The 13,507-nt window shown below is 54.2% G+C and carries 15 protein-coding genes; 5 read left to right on the plus strand and 10 right to left on the minus strand.

The genetic code is table 11. From position 1 onward, the window contains the following. Positions 1-373 precede the first annotated feature (373 nt). The gene (gene hpkB, locus E3E23_RS04320; RefSeq protein WP_012572195.1) at positions 374-577 is read left to right on the plus strand and encodes an archaeal histone HpkB; all 204 of its coding nucleotides are present in this window, start codon (positions 374-376) and stop codon (positions 575-577) included. A 32-nt stretch (positions 578-609) separates the two neighbouring features. Here the strand turns inward: hpkB and E3E23_RS04325 are convergent, their stop codons facing one another. The 3 genes from E3E23_RS04325 to E3E23_RS04335 are packed head-to-tail and all read right to left on the minus strand — an operon-like array spanning position 610 to position 2,346. Next, complete coding sequence (locus E3E23_RS04325; protein WP_167906748.1) at positions 610-1,104, minus strand: metallophosphoesterase; 495 nt, start codon at positions 1,102-1,104, stop codon at positions 610-612. A 9-nt stretch (positions 1,105-1,113) separates the two neighbouring features. Then, complete coding sequence (locus E3E23_RS04330; protein WP_167906750.1) at positions 1,114-2,025, minus strand: transcription initiation factor IIB; 912 nt, start codon at positions 2,023-2,025, stop codon at positions 1,114-1,116. Between the two features lie 6 nt (positions 2,026-2,031). Then, entirely contained in the window at positions 2,032-2,346 is a 315-nt protein-coding gene (locus E3E23_RS04335; protein WP_167906752.1) for a Gar1/Naf1 family protein, read from the minus strand. Positions 2,347-2,468: 122 nt separating this feature from the next. Here E3E23_RS04335 and E3E23_RS04340 point away from each other — a divergent pair, with 122 nt between their 5' ends. The 3 genes from E3E23_RS04340 (at position 2,469) to E3E23_RS04350 (ending at position 4,276) form a co-directional block, all read left to right on the plus strand. Then, positions 2,469-3,314 (plus strand): PfkB family carbohydrate kinase, encoded by an 846-nt coding sequence (locus tag E3E23_RS04340; RefSeq protein WP_167906754.1) that lies wholly within the window; start codon positions 2,469-2,471, stop codon positions 3,312-3,314. A 94-nt stretch (positions 3,315-3,408) separates the two neighbouring features. Next, positions 3,409-3,918, plus strand: a complete 510-nt coding sequence (locus E3E23_RS04345) for an NUDIX hydrolase (RefSeq protein WP_167906756.1) — start codon at positions 3,409-3,411, stop codon at positions 3,916-3,918. Positions 3,919-3,922: 4 nt separating this feature from the next. Then, the gene (locus E3E23_RS04350) at positions 3,923-4,276 is read left to right on the plus strand and encodes an Mth938-like domain-containing protein (RefSeq protein ID WP_167906758.1); all 354 of its coding nucleotides are present in this window, start codon (positions 3,923-3,925) and stop codon (positions 4,274-4,276) included. On the opposite strand, the gene E3E23_RS04355 is transcribed toward E3E23_RS04350, so the two are convergent. The 3 genes from E3E23_RS04355 to E3E23_RS04365 all read right to left on the minus strand — a co-directional run bounded on the left by E3E23_RS04355 (position 4,266) and on the right by E3E23_RS04365 (position 7,418). Next, on the minus strand, positions 4,266-5,732 hold the full coding sequence (locus tag E3E23_RS04355; RefSeq protein ID WP_167906760.1) for a hypothetical protein: 1,467 nt from the start codon (positions 5,730-5,732) through the stop codon (positions 4,266-4,268). The two genes, E3E23_RS04350 and E3E23_RS04355, sit on opposite strands and share 11 nt — an antisense overlap. Positions 5,733-5,740: 8 nt before the next feature. Continuing rightward, positions 5,741-6,502 carry an ABC transporter ATP-binding protein gene (locus E3E23_RS04360; protein ID WP_167906761.1) on the minus strand — a complete coding sequence of 254 codons (762 nt, stop codon included), beginning with the start codon at positions 6,500-6,502 and terminating at the stop codon, positions 5,741-5,743. A 229-nt stretch (positions 6,503-6,731) separates the two neighbouring features. Further along, positions 6,732-7,418, minus strand: coding sequence for a TIGR00289 family protein (locus tag E3E23_RS04365; protein ID WP_167906763.1), 687 nt, complete (start codon positions 7,416-7,418; stop codon positions 6,732-6,734). Between the two features lie 95 nt (positions 7,419-7,513). Here E3E23_RS04365 and E3E23_RS04370 point away from each other — a divergent pair, with 95 nt between their 5' ends. Then, the gene (locus tag E3E23_RS04370; protein WP_167907419.1) at positions 7,514-8,788 is read left to right on the plus strand and encodes a bifunctional L-myo-inositol-1-phosphate cytidylyltransferase/CDP-L-myo-inositol myo-inositolphosphotransferase; all 1,275 of its coding nucleotides are present in this window, start codon (positions 7,514-7,516) and stop codon (positions 8,786-8,788) included. Here the strand turns inward: E3E23_RS04370 and E3E23_RS04375 are convergent. From E3E23_RS04375 to E3E23_RS04390, 4 genes are read right to left on the minus strand one after another with little or no spacing between them, the layout of a single operon-like run. Continuing rightward, positions 8,785-9,870: an ABC transporter ATP-binding protein gene (locus E3E23_RS04375; protein ID WP_167906764.1), complete on the minus strand. Its 1,086-nt coding sequence runs from the start codon at positions 9,868-9,870 to the stop codon at positions 8,785-8,787. The two genes, E3E23_RS04370 and E3E23_RS04375, sit on opposite strands and share 4 nt — an antisense overlap. A gap of 10 nt (positions 9,871-9,880) precedes the next feature. After that, a complete protein-coding gene (locus E3E23_RS04380; protein ID WP_167731523.1) occupies positions 9,881-10,750 on the minus strand; it encodes a carbohydrate ABC transporter permease in 870 nt (289 codons plus the stop codon). Further along, entirely contained in the window at positions 10,750-11,685 is a 936-nt protein-coding gene (locus E3E23_RS04385; RefSeq protein ID WP_167899421.1) for a carbohydrate ABC transporter permease, read from the minus strand. The genes E3E23_RS04380 and E3E23_RS04385 overlap by 1 nt, the downstream gene beginning before the upstream one ends. A gap of 9 nt (positions 11,686-11,694) precedes the next feature. Beyond that, the gene (locus E3E23_RS04390) at positions 11,695-13,329 is read right to left on the minus strand and encodes an extracellular solute-binding protein (RefSeq protein ID WP_167907420.1); all 1,635 of its coding nucleotides are present in this window, start codon (positions 13,327-13,329) and stop codon (positions 11,695-11,697) included. Positions 13,330-13,507: the final 178 nt, after the last annotated feature.

Here is a 13,507-nt window from a genome sequence, read left to right on the forward strand (position 1 = left end):
AACCAAAGATTGCATCACTCCCTATAAAAATGCTGTGGTCCAATTCCTGGACATCACTGTCTCTATGTGAGTATTAGAGACGCTTTTTCTTCGTCAACGCTTCAAACTCCCGTCTCCGTTTGGGAAATCAAGACAATAATAAGGTTGCAAACTGGATTTAAGGACCTAAAAACGATTTTTCAAACTTCGTTCTAAAGTTAGTGTCGGGCTGTTCATAAGTCAAGGACCCAACGCTGCTTAATTTCTCAACACCTTACTGAAAAATAGCCAATTATCGCCCCCAGAATGCCCCATTTCCGAAAAGTTTATATAGCACTTTGTTCTTAAAATAAAACGCAGACATCTGCAAAACAATGTTTAGGAGGTTGGGAAAATGGCTGAGTTGCCAATTGCCCCAGTTGACAGGTTGATAAGGAAGGCTGGCGCTGCCCGCGTCAGCGAGGACGCTGCCAAGCTCCTCGCCGAGCACCTCGAGGAGAAGGCCCTTGAGATCGCCAAGAAGGCGGTCGACCTTGCCCACCACGCCGGCAGGAAGACCGTCAAGGCCGAGGACATCAAGCTCGCTATCAAGGCCTGATGGCCTTTCTTTTCTCTTGATTTTCCGCTGTTCTACCAGAAGTTAACGCGCTCGACTGAGATGTTTGTACTGCCCACTTTTAGAAAAGCGAACCCTGCGGAGTCCATCCTCGGAAAGGTCGGCGAGCCCGGGTTAAGAAGAACAACCCTCTGGCCATGAACGGAGTATGTATCGTAGTAATACCTATGAGTATGGCCAAAAACGAGAACGTCAACGCCCATGTCGAGGGCCTTGTAGGTGAGCGTCTGGGCGTTCATGACCACGAACTGATGACCATGGAGTACGCCGATTTTGAGGCCTTCGACCTCGATAACCTGTTCTTCAGGCAGGTGCAGGTGGTCTACGTTGCCTCTGACCGCCACTACCGGGGCAAACTCTTCGAGCCTCTCAAGGAGCTCCGGAGAGGTAACATCTCCGGCGTGTAATATAAGGCCTGGGCGTTTCTTTTCAAGATGCTGGAAAAGAAGGGAGGGAAGGTTTTTTGTTTTATTGCCGTAATGTGTGTCGCTAATCACTGCCACGAGCATGGTTATCCCTCAGATGGGGACGTTTATGCCGAGCTTCTCGACGAGCTCCTTGTAGCGGTTTCTAACAGTGACCTCCGTGACGTGAGCAACCTCCGCCACTTCTCGCTGAGTCTTCTTCTCCCCCTCCAGCAGGGAGGCGACGTATAAAGCAGCCGCTGCCAAACCTGTTGGCCCCTTTCCGCTGGTTATGCCTCTCCTGATGGCCTCCTGGAGTATCTCCTTGGCGCGCTTTTTAGTTCTCTGGCTCACGCCGAGGGCATCGCCGAAGCGGTCGACGTACTCTACTGGACTGGTCGGCCTGAGGTTCAGGCTGAGGCCCCTCGCGAGGAAGCGGTAGCTCCTGCCTATTTCCTTCTTTGTAACCTTGGAAACAGCCGCTATCTCATCGAGCGTCCGCGGAATGCCCTCTATCCTGCAGGCGGCGTAGAGGGCGGCTGAAACCATTCCCTCGATTGACCTTCCGCGGATGAGCTTCTTCATGACGGCCTTCCTGTAGAGCGAGGCGGCGACCTCCTTAACGCGCCTCGGCAGCATCATCTGGGCCGCCATCCTGTCGAGCTCGCTCAGGGCGAATGCCAGGTTACGCTCGGCGGCGTCGTTTATCCTCATCCTGCGCTGCCACATCCTCAGCCGGCGCATCTTGGTGCGGTACATTCCCGTAATCTGGTTGCCGTGAATGTCCCTGTCGCGCCAGTCTATATCCGTGGAGAGGCCCTTATCGTGGATCATCAACGTCATGGGCGCACCGGTCCTGGCGCGCTTCGCCCTCTGGTCGGGGTCAAAGGCGCGCCATTCGGGGCCCTCATCAATGACGTTCTGCTGAACGACGTAACCGCAGACAGAACAGACGATTTCGCCTCTCCGCGGATCGTAGAACAGCTTATCGGAGCCACAAATGGGACAAACATTCTTATCAGCCAAAAGCTCTCACCCCCTCTTTCTGGGGGCAGGGCGTCTTTTCTTCCCAGCCTTGGAGGGCTTTCTCTTCTTTCCGTGATTCGTCTTGGCCTTCTTGCGTTTGGTATCGACGTAGAGCAGAGCCCCGACGTAATCCTCGGGGTTCCTGACACGAGGTTTAACAGCTACGTAGGGCCTCTCAACAGGCCCAAAAACATCCTTCACTACCCCAACCACCGTAAGCTTCTTATCCACCACGGGCTCGTTGAGCGAGGGAACCCAGTCAGTGCGCAGAATTAAAAACCCCTGCTTCGCGTAGTGAGAAACCTTGCCTAGGCGCTTCATAGCCCCACCCCAAAAGGAACATCCTTTTAAGCTTTTCGCTTTTAGGTTTATAAACTTTTCGGCGAATTTCCAAAAGGTTTTTATTTAAGGCGCTCTTTATATTTAAAGTTAGGCGGGGTCAAATGAAGTGCCTTCTCGTGGGTCATCTCACAGTTGACATCATAGCCAAGGGTTCAACCAACGAACGGCGAATCGGGGGCGGTGCCTATTACTCCGCGCTCGCGCTGGCAAATTTCTGCGAGGTCGAGATACTAACCAGTGTGGGCAGAGATTTCCCGGGAGAATGGCTGGACGGCCTCAGGGAGAGGGGAATAAAAGTAAAGGCCATCCCCTCAGAGAAAAGCACCACCTACGAGCTCCGCTATTCGGACGGGAACACGAGGACGCTGAGGCTCCTCGGTAGGGCCGAGCCGATAACCGAAGTTCCTCACAACCGCTATGACATCGTAATACTCAATCCCGTTGCCAACGAGATTCCTCCAGAAACCGTTGAAGCGTTCAAGGAAAGGGCGGACTTCCTAGTAGCAGACGTCCAGGGGTTCATAAGGGCCCCCCAAATCGGGGAGGTCAAGCTCATTTCCATTGATGCCTCTTTCCTCAAAGGCATTAAGGTTCTCCACGCGGACATCTCTGAGATTCCCTACCTGAAAAGTCTCCAGCCAAAAGACGTTGAGGTTTTGCTGGCTTCCAACGGACCAGAGCCCGGAAGGGCTTACCTGAGGGGTGAAGAATACACCTACAGACCGGTTGAGTTTGACGTGGAGGAATCCACTGGAGCCGGGGACGTCTTCCTCGCTTCCTTCAGCTACTTCTACAAGAGCTGCCCCTTCATCCAGGCTCTCAAGAGGGCAAACGCTTTCACGGGGCTGTTCCTGGAGAGGAGGAGCTTTGATTTCTCCATGGAAGAGGTGGGCGAGCTGGCGAGGAGGGTGAAAGTCGAGAAAAGTGAGGGTGTTTCTCAACATTGAAAACTATAAAAGCCCCCACGGGAACTATTCTCGACCGATGATGAAACGTCAGCATGCTGAAGATGATGAAAAGGGACTTAACTGAGGTGGTGATATGGACAGGTACGTTCTCCTCGTAAAGGCCCCCAAGGGGCTGGACATGGAACCCATAAGGGAAGAGCTCAAGGCTTTTCTCGAAGAAAAACATCCAGAGCTAAAGGTTGGGCTCCACAGATGCATAGGCCTGACCGTTGATCTCGTCATCCTATACCGCGAGGGCATTGTTCTCGTGAAGAGAAAGAACGAGCCCTTTAAGGACCACCTGGCCCTGCCGGGGGGCTTCGTCGAGTACGGCGAAACGGTAGAGGAAGCCGCGGTGAGGGAGGCAAAGGAAGAGACCGGTCTCGATGTAAAGCTCCTCCGCCTTGTCGGGGTCTACTCAGACCCGAACAGGGATCCAAGGGGACACACGGTGACGGTGGCCTTTTTGGCCTTCGGCAGGGGGGAGCTCAAGGCAGGGGACGATGCAAAGGAAGTCGTGGTTGTTCCAATCGATGAAGTTAAGAAAGTCCCCCTCGCCTTCGACCACGCGAAGATTATAGAGGATGCCCTGTCGCTGGGGTGATGACATGATCGAGATTCCAGAGTTCGGTAGGATAATCGTGGACGGGAAGGAATACACGTACGATATAGTGGTCTACCCCAGCGGCAGGGTGGAGCGCAGGAAGAAGGAGATAAGCAAGAAAAAGCACGGCACGAGCCACAAGCTCGACCCGGAGGAGCTGAGGGAGTACCTCACAGAGGACTTTGACGTTCTCGTCGTTGGGACCGGCCTCTGGGGTATGCTCTCGCTCCTACCGGAGAGCAGAGAGCTCGTCAAGGACAAAGAAATCATCGAGAGCCCAACGCCAGAGGCGGCCGAGCTCTTCGAAAAGCTGAGAAAAGAGAAGAGAGCCCTTGGGATATTCCACGTCACCTGCTGACGGCCTTCAGAAAAACGACAACTCCAGCGAGGGCCAAGGCTAGCGTGTACCAGTAGCCGAAGAGGAACCAGACGGCACTGACTGTTCCAAGGGCTATTCCGTTGAGTATCATGAGGACTATAACGTCGCCCACGTTCGTCTCTGGCAGGGAGAGCTCTTTCTCACCGCGGTAGAAGTAGACCATGGCCAGCGAAGACGTCATGAGGGGCAGAACTACAGCCGCCGGGAGGAGCCTCACGAGGGATGGATTAAGGTAAGCGGCCACCGCAACCAGAAGAAAACCTGCCGATACCGGAACGGCGTTCATCGTTATCAGCTTTCCCCTGACAAACTGGCTGGGAGTTATGGGCAGGCTTTGAAGAACCTCAAAGGCCAGTCCGTCTATCTTAAGCACCGTATCGACCCCGATGGAGCCCATCCAGGCTATCATGAAGAGAACTGGCATAATGGCCTGCTCACTCGTTCCGCCCTCGCTCAGCACGCTCAAAGCCGTGGGGAGGACTATGAAAATAGGAAGTATTAGCCCGACGAGGAGAGCGCTCTTCCGGAAGACTATTTTAAAGTCCTTCACAGCAATTGCCAGCGCAGGGGGGAGCGTTTTGGCCTTAAAGACTGTACTGCCACTCTGCGACACGATCCTGCCCTCGCCCATTCCCTCCCAGAGCCTTCCAATCACCGCAAGGTAAACGGGAACGAGCACCGCAACGTAGCCGAGGAGCATTAGAACCGAGGTAAGTGGTTCCAGTATAGACGTCACGGAGAAAGGGTAGGCTATGGCGTAACGGGAAAACAGACCCGCCAGCTCCTCGTAGTGCTCAGAGACGTAGGCCTGGAGATAGTTTATCGCGTAGAACATACCGATGAAGAGCAGAATCCCAATCGCCCTGGCGAGGGTTTTGAGGCCCGAGAACCTTCCGCCGACACTCGTGCGGAGGCCGAAGAGCGAGAAGATTACAAGCCCCAGGGTATGGCCCAGGAACGCGCCGACGACGACCCAGAGCAGGCCAAGAAAGCCAACAATGCCGTAGCTGAGCGTGAGGAAAGCCACCGCTGGGAGCATAGCCACCAAAGCCGGGACGTTGTCAACCATGAGGAGCAGGCTGAGATACTTCGCGCCAGTTTTGATGGGGAGCGGTTTCAACGGCTCGAAGATTCCCATAGAGGTTGCGTAGGAAGCGTTGACGGCTGTCGTGTAGAGGGCCATCACGAAGGGGAGCATCGCGTAGGTGGAGAACACCACTACCGCCTTGAACTCGTCATCGGCGGAGTTAACCGCCATCCCAATCATAAAGCCGAAAAGTAGAAAGACCGCGGACTGGAAAATGACGCCCCTAACCAGATCCCCGCTGGTCTTCAGCTGTTTCGCGAGCTTTTTGGGATCGCTCGCTATCTGAGGGTTGTTCTTCAGCCTTCTATAGTGAAGCTCCTTATAGAGTATCCTCACAATCTCAAGCATGCTCCCACCTAAAGGGTCTCCTTAAGGGCCTGAACAACTGCGAAGACCTCATCTTGACTCTCCGTCAGCTTGAGGAACACATCCTCTAGGCTCTCCTCGTGGGCGAACTCTTTGAGCTCATCCACCGTCCCCTCGGCTATTATCTCGCCGTTGTAGATGACCCCGACGCGGTCGCAGAGCATCTCCGCGAGCTGGAGGACGTGCGTCGAAAACACTATGCTCCTCCCTTCGTCCTTGAACTGGATGAGGAGCTCCCTCAGGATTCTCGCGCTCCTTGGATCGAGGCCGTTCATGGCCTCGTCGAGGATGAGCACCTTGGGGTCGTGGAGGAGTGCACTTATGAGGGAGATCTTCTGTTTGGTTCCAAAGCTGAGCGAACCTATGAGCTCTCCGAGATATTTTTCGATGCCGAAAGCCCTGGCAAGGGTGGTTACCCTCTCCTCAAGCTGCTCCCGTGGAATCTCCCTCACGCTGCCGATGAAGTTGAAGAACTCAACTGGGGTGAGGCTCTCGTAGAGGGCTGGAGTTTCCGGAACGTAGCCGGTTATCTCCTTTACACGGAGCGGGTTCTCACCAACGTCGATACCATCCACCAGAACCCTGCCGGAGGTGGGTTTCATTATTCCAGCGAGAATCTTCAGGGTTGTTGATTTTCCACTCCCGTTGGGTCCGAGGAGGCCGTATATCTCGCCGTCTTTGACGGTGAAGCTTATTCCCCTAACCGCGCGCGTGGCGCCGAAACTCTTAACTAGGTTCTCGACTTCAATCACACCCCTCCCCCAACTAAAAGCCGGGCGATCTTTAATAAACCTTGTTGGTTGGATGACTTTTCACTGAAGAAACTCTTAAAATAGGAGATAGCCAGAATTGCATAAAATCCAAACCTTCGCATGGGGCTTAATTTCTTTTCTTACGATTAGTCTAATCGTGTTGAAACTATAGGGGACAAAGCACTTGGAAAACAGATGAAAACAAAAGACAGACCCTGAAAAGCTCAAATCATTTCTGAGCGTCCTTCCACTCCAAATGAGCCCCCTTGACAATCAGCGTTCCAGAATAGCTGCACTCGTCCCACCGCTTCTCTACCTCGTCGAAAACGACCCTAGCTTTGAAAAACGGCGCATCCCTCACGAAGGTCTCGAACTCGCCCCCCTCGCCAGCGACGTGGATGCCGTACTTCTCGTTAATCTTGATGAGCTCTTCCAGGGCTTTCTCGTCTACTTTCCTGCCAAGCCATTTCTCGTCGAGGCCGTAGGCTGAGACTCCAACAAAGACGACGTCAAAAATCTCAATTATCTCCCGCATATAGTCGACTGGGTCTCTGTGCCACGCCGGAGCAAAGCTCTCCAGGCCAAGCTCCTCCGCAACCCTGTCCACTCTTTTCTTTTGATACTCGCTCGCCAAAGCCCCCGCAACAACGCCGTCTATCCTAAGGCCCTCAAGAACCTCCTTCAGGTCTTCCACTTCCTTCTCCTTCTCACCGCTTGTGAAGCCCTTGACGAGGGGAATCCCTATCGCCTTCGCCTGGAGCTCTGTGAGATGTATATTCGGCACGTGGTACATGTAGCTGTCTTCCCTCTCGCTCACCATCGAGACGAGGTATTTGACCTCAAACCCCTGCTTGAGGGCCCAGTAGAGGGCGTAGTTGGAGTCCTTTCCACCGGAATAGAGCACTGCAACGCGCATCTCTCCCACCCGAAAGTTTTAAATCACCCACGGTTAATTTAATCTTAGGATTTCTAATCCTGACGAACTTAAAAGGCCTTAAAAAGGTGATGCCAGTGGTGCCAGAGAGAGCAGTGATTCTCGCGGCTGGCCTGGGAAGCAGGATGGGCGGAAAGCCTAAGGGCCTGCTCAAGGTGGCCGGCAGGGAGATAATTTACCGAACGATGAGAACGCTGGAAGAGCTTGGAGTTTCCAGGTTTGTCATCGTCACCAATACTCAATATTCGAATCTCTACAAAGAGTTCGTCGAGCGAAATGGCTTCAACGCCGAGATAGTAATCAACTCCGAGCCGGAGCGGGGCAACGGCTACTCGCTTCACCTCGCCCGTGAGAAAGTCAGGGGGCGGTTCGTCCTCGTCATGAGCGACCACGTCTATTCAGAGGCCTTCTTAGAGGCGGCTGTAAAAGGAGAGGGTTTAATAGCCGACAGAGAACCAAAATGGGCCGATGTTGAAGAGGCCACCAAGGTCAGGGTGGAAAGCGATAAAGTTGCTAAGATCGGAAAGGACCTCCACGAGTGGGACGCCGTTGATACCGGCTTCTTTGTGCTAGACGAGAGCATCTTCGAGGTTACTTCAGCGCTGGCGAGTGAAAAGGAAAGCTTTGAGCTGAGGGAAGTCGTTGAAAGGGCCAAGTTGAAGGTTACCTTCATTGACGGCCTCCACTGGATAGACGTTGATATGCCAGAGGACATAAAACGCGCGAGGAGGATGCTCGTCAAGGCGGCCGTAAAGGGTACCGGCGACGGCTTTGTGTCCAGGCACCTCAACAGGAAAATCTCCACCTGGGTAAGCGCCCTGCTTGTTGATTTCGTGAGCCCCAACACAATGACAGTCCTCACGTTCCTCTTCGGCCTTCTTTCAGCACTGCTAAACCTCTGGAATCCGGCAGTAGCCGGAATAGCATACCAGATAAGCTCAATCCTCGACGGTGTTGATGGCGAGCTGGCTCGAGCGAGAATGCAGGCGAGCCGCTTTGGAGGCTACGTGGACTCAGTCCTCGACCGCTACGTGGACGGGGCATTTTTAGCTCTGCTCGCATACTCAACGCTAAGCGAACCAGTTTGGTGGCTTGTAGCTCTGCTGGCCCTCTTAGGCTCAGTTATGGTGAGCTACTCCACAGAGCGCTTCAAAGCGGCCTACTGCAAGGATGCTTACAGAGTCGTTCCAGCGCTTCGATACCTACCGGGCAAGAGGGACGAGAGGATATTTTTAACGATGATCCTGCTCTTTCCTGGCCAAGTTAAGGCTCTCTTTGCCCTCCTGGCAGTTTTGACGAACCTCCGGGTTGGTCTCACGGCCTATCTCATATGGAGAAAAGAGAGAAGCTAAGATTCAAGGAATTCCAGGGCTTTCTCCGTCTTTCTATCGAAAAGGACAATTCTATCCTCCCTGATCCTGACCGTTACCTCCTCCCCAAAGCGGAAGTGCTCTCCCTCCGGTGCGAATACCTTAACGTGGGCCCCATTGAATGAAACCGTAACTATCTGCTCCCTACCCAAGGGTTCAAAGGAGTAAACGGCACCTTTTAATCCCTCGGCCTCTCCCCTAACGACCTCGGCATCATGGGGCCTGAAGCCGAGTATAACCTCCTCAACGTTGATCCTTTTCACAAGCTCCCGGTACTGCGCCGGAACCGGAATTCTATTACCGTAAACATTGAGGTGCTCATTCTCAACCTCCGCATCGAGGAAGTTCATGGGCGGGCTTCCAAGAAAACCGCCGACGAAGCGGTACTTGGGACGGTAATAAACGTCGTCCGGGTCCCCGACCTGTAGTATCTTTCCCTCCCTTATCACGGCTATCCTGTCGGCCATGGCCAGAGCCTCGGCCTGGTCGTGGGTTACGTAGACGGCCGTTATGCCCAGCTCCTTCTGGAGCCTCTTGAGCTCTGCTCTCACCTCCAGCCTGAGGAGAGCATCGAGGTTGCTGAGGGGCTCATCGAGGAGGAGGACGTCCGGTTCCTTGACGAGGGCCCTCGCTATTGCCACGCGTTGCTGCTGGCCGCCGCTCAGCTGCCAGGGATACCTGTCGAGGAGCTTCTCTATGCGGAGCATCTCGGCTACTTCTCTCACCTTCCGCTCGATCTCGTCCTTCGGAGCCTTTCTCAGCTCAAGGGGGAAGGCGATGTTGTCGAAGACCTTCATGTGGGGATAGAGCGCCCAGTTCTGGAAGACGAGTCCGACGTTCCTGTCCTTCGGGGGGACGTCAGTTATGTCGCGTCCGTCAAAGTATATCCTCCCGCTCGTTGGTTTATAGATTCCAGCTATCGTGTAGAGGAGCGTCGACTTCCCGCTTCCGCTCGGCCCGAGGAGGGCCATGAACTCCTTGTCCTCTATCTCAAGGCTTATGCCCCTAAGGGCTGTGAAATCACCGAACTTCTTCGTGATGTTTTCCAGGGTTATCCTGACCATATCCACCACCTCATCCCTTAATTCCACCCGAATAGCCCTGGAGGAGGAGCTTCTGGGCCGTCAGGAAGAATATTATGGTGGGAAGAAGGTAGAACGTCCCGGCGGCGGCAATGAGGGGCATGTGCGAGTACTCCGCCTCTATGTTGGCCTCTATGAACGTCGCGAGCGTCTGGTATATCAGGAAAGTCCTGACGTAGATTATGTCCTGCCAGCCGGCGAGGAAGGCAAAGAGGGCCACCGAAAGAATTCCCGGCTTTATCAGGGGGAGCATAATCTTCCTCCAGACGGTTATCCTGGATGCCCCGTCGATTATCCCCGACCACTCAAACTCCCAGGGGACTGTGTCGAAGAAGCCCTTCATCAGCCATATTGACATCGGGATTTCAAGGGCCGCGCGGGCGAGAATAACGTAGAGGAAGGAGTAAAGCCCGACGAAGTCCGTTGACTCCGGAAAAGTAAGGCGGTATAGGAGGTAGACTCCGACTATGAGGGCAACACCCGGAAAGGCGTGGAGAACCAGGAGGAGAACCATCATGGTCTTCCTTCCCTTAAAGTCTATCCTCGACAGTGAGTAGCCCGCCATCGTGCTCGTCAGCGTGACTACCCCGGCAACCCCTAGGGCCACAATGAGGGTGTTGAGGGTTATCCTCCAGATGTTGACCCTTATCCCGCCGGTTGTGGCTATCTTCCCCTGGAAGAGGTTTATCCAGTTTTCAAGGGTGAAGTGAAAGGAACCCGGGTCGAGGTTTGTGACCATCTCGGTGCTGAAGCTCGACAGCATGAGGAGGGAAAAGCCGACGATGAGGGGAAGGCTTGCAAGGAGGAGGGCGAGGAGGATTAGCCACTCGTACCTCTTGGGTCTAGCCTCAACGTCCCTCATCAGAAGTCCCCCCTTGGCCTTCTCATCATCCTCTCGAACTTGAGCACCTTAAGAGTCACAAAGCCACCTATTATGCCTATTATTGAGAGAATCACCGCTGCCGCCGCTGCCAGCCCCTGGTCCTGCTCACCCCTGCCGAAGGCAGTATTGAATACGTACAGCGCCAGCGTTGTTCCGTAGTCCCTGTTAACGAGATCCCACTGAACGAGCAGGAAGAGGTGGGGATATGTGGTGAGCAGGCTGAGGAACTGCCAGGTGAGGACGTAGAGCAGGTGCCACTTGATCATGGGAATTAGTATCCTCCTTGATATCTGCCACGAGGAAGCGCCGTCAACCCTCGCCGCAACGACCAGCTCCCGGGGTATCTGGTTCAGCGCTGAGGTGAAGACTATCATTCCGAAGCTTACTCCCACGAGGCCGTTAACGAAGATTATTATGCTCCACGCCCCCCAGGGTATGACCTGTCCCCAGGGGATGGGTTCGGAAATGAGGCCGAGGTGCATCAGAACGGAGTTCAGAGTTCCGATTTCACTCCCGTGAAAGAAGTAGTACCAGACAAGGCTGTAAACCGCTATCGGCGACATCCTGGGGAGGAGCCAGAGCAGACGGTATGAGGAGGCGGATTTTTCGTTAATGAAGAATGTCGCCAGGGCGAGGGCGAGGCCCCCAAAGACGTTTATCATGAGCGTGATTCCGACGAAGACGAGGGTGGTCAGAACAACGGCCTTGAAGGTCGGGTCGTGCTGGAACATGTAGAAAAGCCTATCGTAGTTGTAGAGGCCCACAAACTCGGTAAGATACCTGTCAACGTTCCAGTTCCTCATCCGGGTCATGCTAATATAAACGGTCATGACTAGGGGTATCAGGTAGAACAGGAACACCATAATTATCATAGGGGAAAGAAAGAAGGAAAGATCCCTAACCTTTCCCCTCATGAAATCACCTCATCCCTGGGGGAACTTCCAGTCTTTGGGTATCTCCCCCTGTATCTCGACGGCATCTTTAAGCTCGGGATCGGCATTGACCTTCTGAATTATGTAATTAACGGCTTCGTCCGGATTCATCTCGCCCCTGAGGACCTTGTCAACCGCCTCCTTGAAGATGTCGGCCAGGGCAGGATACTTCGGGTGAGCAGGAGCCAGGTGGGTGTACTCCAGCATGTAGCTGACGTTGGCGAGGAACTCGGCGTTTATCGGGTTGACGGTCGCCTGAACTATGTCCTTTATGTTGTCCTTGACGGCTGGGTCGAGGTCAAGGTTGAGGGCCTTGAGGTCGTTGAGCCACTTCTCGTCCTTGATAAGCTTAGCCGCCCCCTTTCTTACCGGCAGGTGGGCTGAGATGACGCTGTGTATGGCGTTTATGTCCGGGTCGCTGGCCTTGATGAGCATCAGGAAGGCGAGCTTGTGGTAGACATCTTTGAGCTCATCGTACTTCGGGTTCAGCTGGCCGGCCTTGGAGTTTATCATCCAGACGAACGGCTGGCTCAGCGTTACCGGCTTCTCGCCCTTCTCACCCGCCGGGAAGAGCGTGTAGTAGAACCACTCCTTCACTTCCTCGGGCTTGAGGCCCCTCGGAGTTCCGCCCTTGGCGTAGTACTGCTTGGTCTGCCACTCGGTCCAGTACCACGTTCCGCCTATGTCAAAGAGCGTTCTCCCCTCGACCACCGTTGGATGTATCTGCTTGGCCCAGTCCCAGCTCATTATGTCCTCAGGAAGGAGGCCATCGCGGGCAAACTTCCACTCAACGTAGAGCCACTTGTAAACGGCCGGAACATCAACGACCAGCTTTCCGGTGTTTGGGTCATAGAGCCTGCCCCCGAAGGCGAAGATGAACTGTATCAGGTCGGGATGGGCCGAACCCTTCCTGTGTATCAGCCCCCACTCGGCGGCTCCCTCATCCTTGGCCTTCTTGGCCCAGTAGTAGATGTCGCTCCATGTGAACTCACCGTTCTTCACCTTCTCGTCGAGACCGTTGAGGTCGAAGCCTATCTTCGCCGCGACGTCCTTCCTTATGTAGAGGGGCCTCGCCTCGGTATCCTGAGGCAGGCCGTAGAGCTTTCCGTTGTACTTTGAGGCCTCAATCAGGGACGGATAGAAGTCGTCGATAACGCTCTGGTAGGCCTTCGCATAGTCTGTTATGTCAAGGATGTAGCCCTCATCGGCCAGGGTCGGCAGGAAGGCGTAGCTGTTGACGAAGAAGTCCCCGGCCTGTCCAAGGGGCTGCTTGCTTAGGTACTCTTTGTAAGCGTCCTGGAAGGAGGCGACGTAGTGAGTGTCGGTTATCACGATTTTGACGTTGATACCGTTGTCGGCCCAGATTTTGTTTATCCTCCTCGCCGCTTCAACTATGCCATAAACCCTCATCACGCTGTTGGGGTCGCCGGAACCCCATGCGGAGAACTTGACCTCCTTAACTCCATTCTGCTCTAGAATCTTGCCTATCTCAACGGCGTCCTTTGTAAAGTCCCCCGTAAGCTGAACCTCCGCAGAAGAAGTCTTCGTTTCTTCTCCTCCTATGCAGCCACTGGCAATCACTCCGAAAATCACCAGTGCAACCAGCCACAGCGCCGCGGCCCTCATGGCCACCACCATCCGAAGTCTTCAAAAGCGAGCCCAAAAAGGCCCGGAGGGAGTTATTTTAGAAAGCGGGCAAACGCAATCTTTTATTCAGGTTTTGTTATTTATAAAATTTTTGGAGGCGGTTCTCTGGACGGCAATCGGGCAAACTGGGAAGGAAGGAATGTTCAAAAATTCATAA

It is taken from the genome of Thermococcus sp. CX2, from assembly GCF_012027555.1.
In the GTDB taxonomy this organism is placed as follows: Archaea; Methanobacteriota_B; Thermococci; order Thermococcales; family Thermococcaceae; genus Thermococcus.

Bases quoted from the DNA above. Each gene is read 5' to 3' on its own strand.
- hpkB (WP_012572195.1), top strand. From the start codon at position 374: ATGGCTGAGTTGCCAATTGCCCCAGTTGACAGGTTGATAAGGAAGGCT.
- E3E23_RS04325 (WP_167906748.1), bottom strand. From the start codon at position 1,104: ATGCTCGTGGCAGTGATTAGCGACACACATTACGGCAATAAAACAAAA.
- E3E23_RS04335 (WP_167906752.1), bottom strand. From the start codon at position 2,346: ATGAAGCGCCTAGGCAAGGTTTCTCACTACGCGAAGCAGGGGTTTTTA.
- E3E23_RS04340 (WP_167906754.1), top strand. From the start codon at position 2,469: ATGAAGTGCCTTCTCGTGGGTCATCTCACAGTTGACATCATAGCCAAG.
- E3E23_RS04345 (WP_167906756.1), top strand. From the start codon at position 3,409: ATGGACAGGTACGTTCTCCTCGTAAAGGCCCCCAAGGGGCTGGACATG.
- E3E23_RS04350 (WP_167906758.1), top strand. From the start codon at position 3,923: ATGATCGAGATTCCAGAGTTCGGTAGGATAATCGTGGACGGGAAGGAA.
- E3E23_RS04355 (WP_167906760.1), bottom strand. From the start codon at position 5,732: ATGCTTGAGATTGTGAGGATACTCTATAAGGAGCTTCACTATAGAAGG.
- E3E23_RS04365 (WP_167906763.1), bottom strand. From the start codon at position 7,418: ATGCGCGTTGCAGTGCTCTATTCCGGTGGAAAGGACTCCAACTACGCC.
- E3E23_RS04375 (WP_167906764.1), bottom strand. From the start codon at position 9,870: ATGGTCAGGATAACCCTGGAAAACATCACGAAGAAGTTCGGTGATTTC.
- E3E23_RS04380 (WP_167731523.1), bottom strand. From the start codon at position 10,750: ATGAGGGACGTTGAGGCTAGACCCAAGAGGTACGAGTGGCTAATCCTC.
- E3E23_RS04385 (WP_167899421.1), bottom strand. From the start codon at position 11,685: ATGAGGGGAAAGGTTAGGGATCTTTCCTTCTTTCTTTCCCCTATGATA.
- E3E23_RS04390 (WP_167907420.1), bottom strand. From the start codon at position 13,329: ATGAGGGCCGCGGCGCTGTGGCTGGTTGCACTGGTGATTTTCGGAGTG.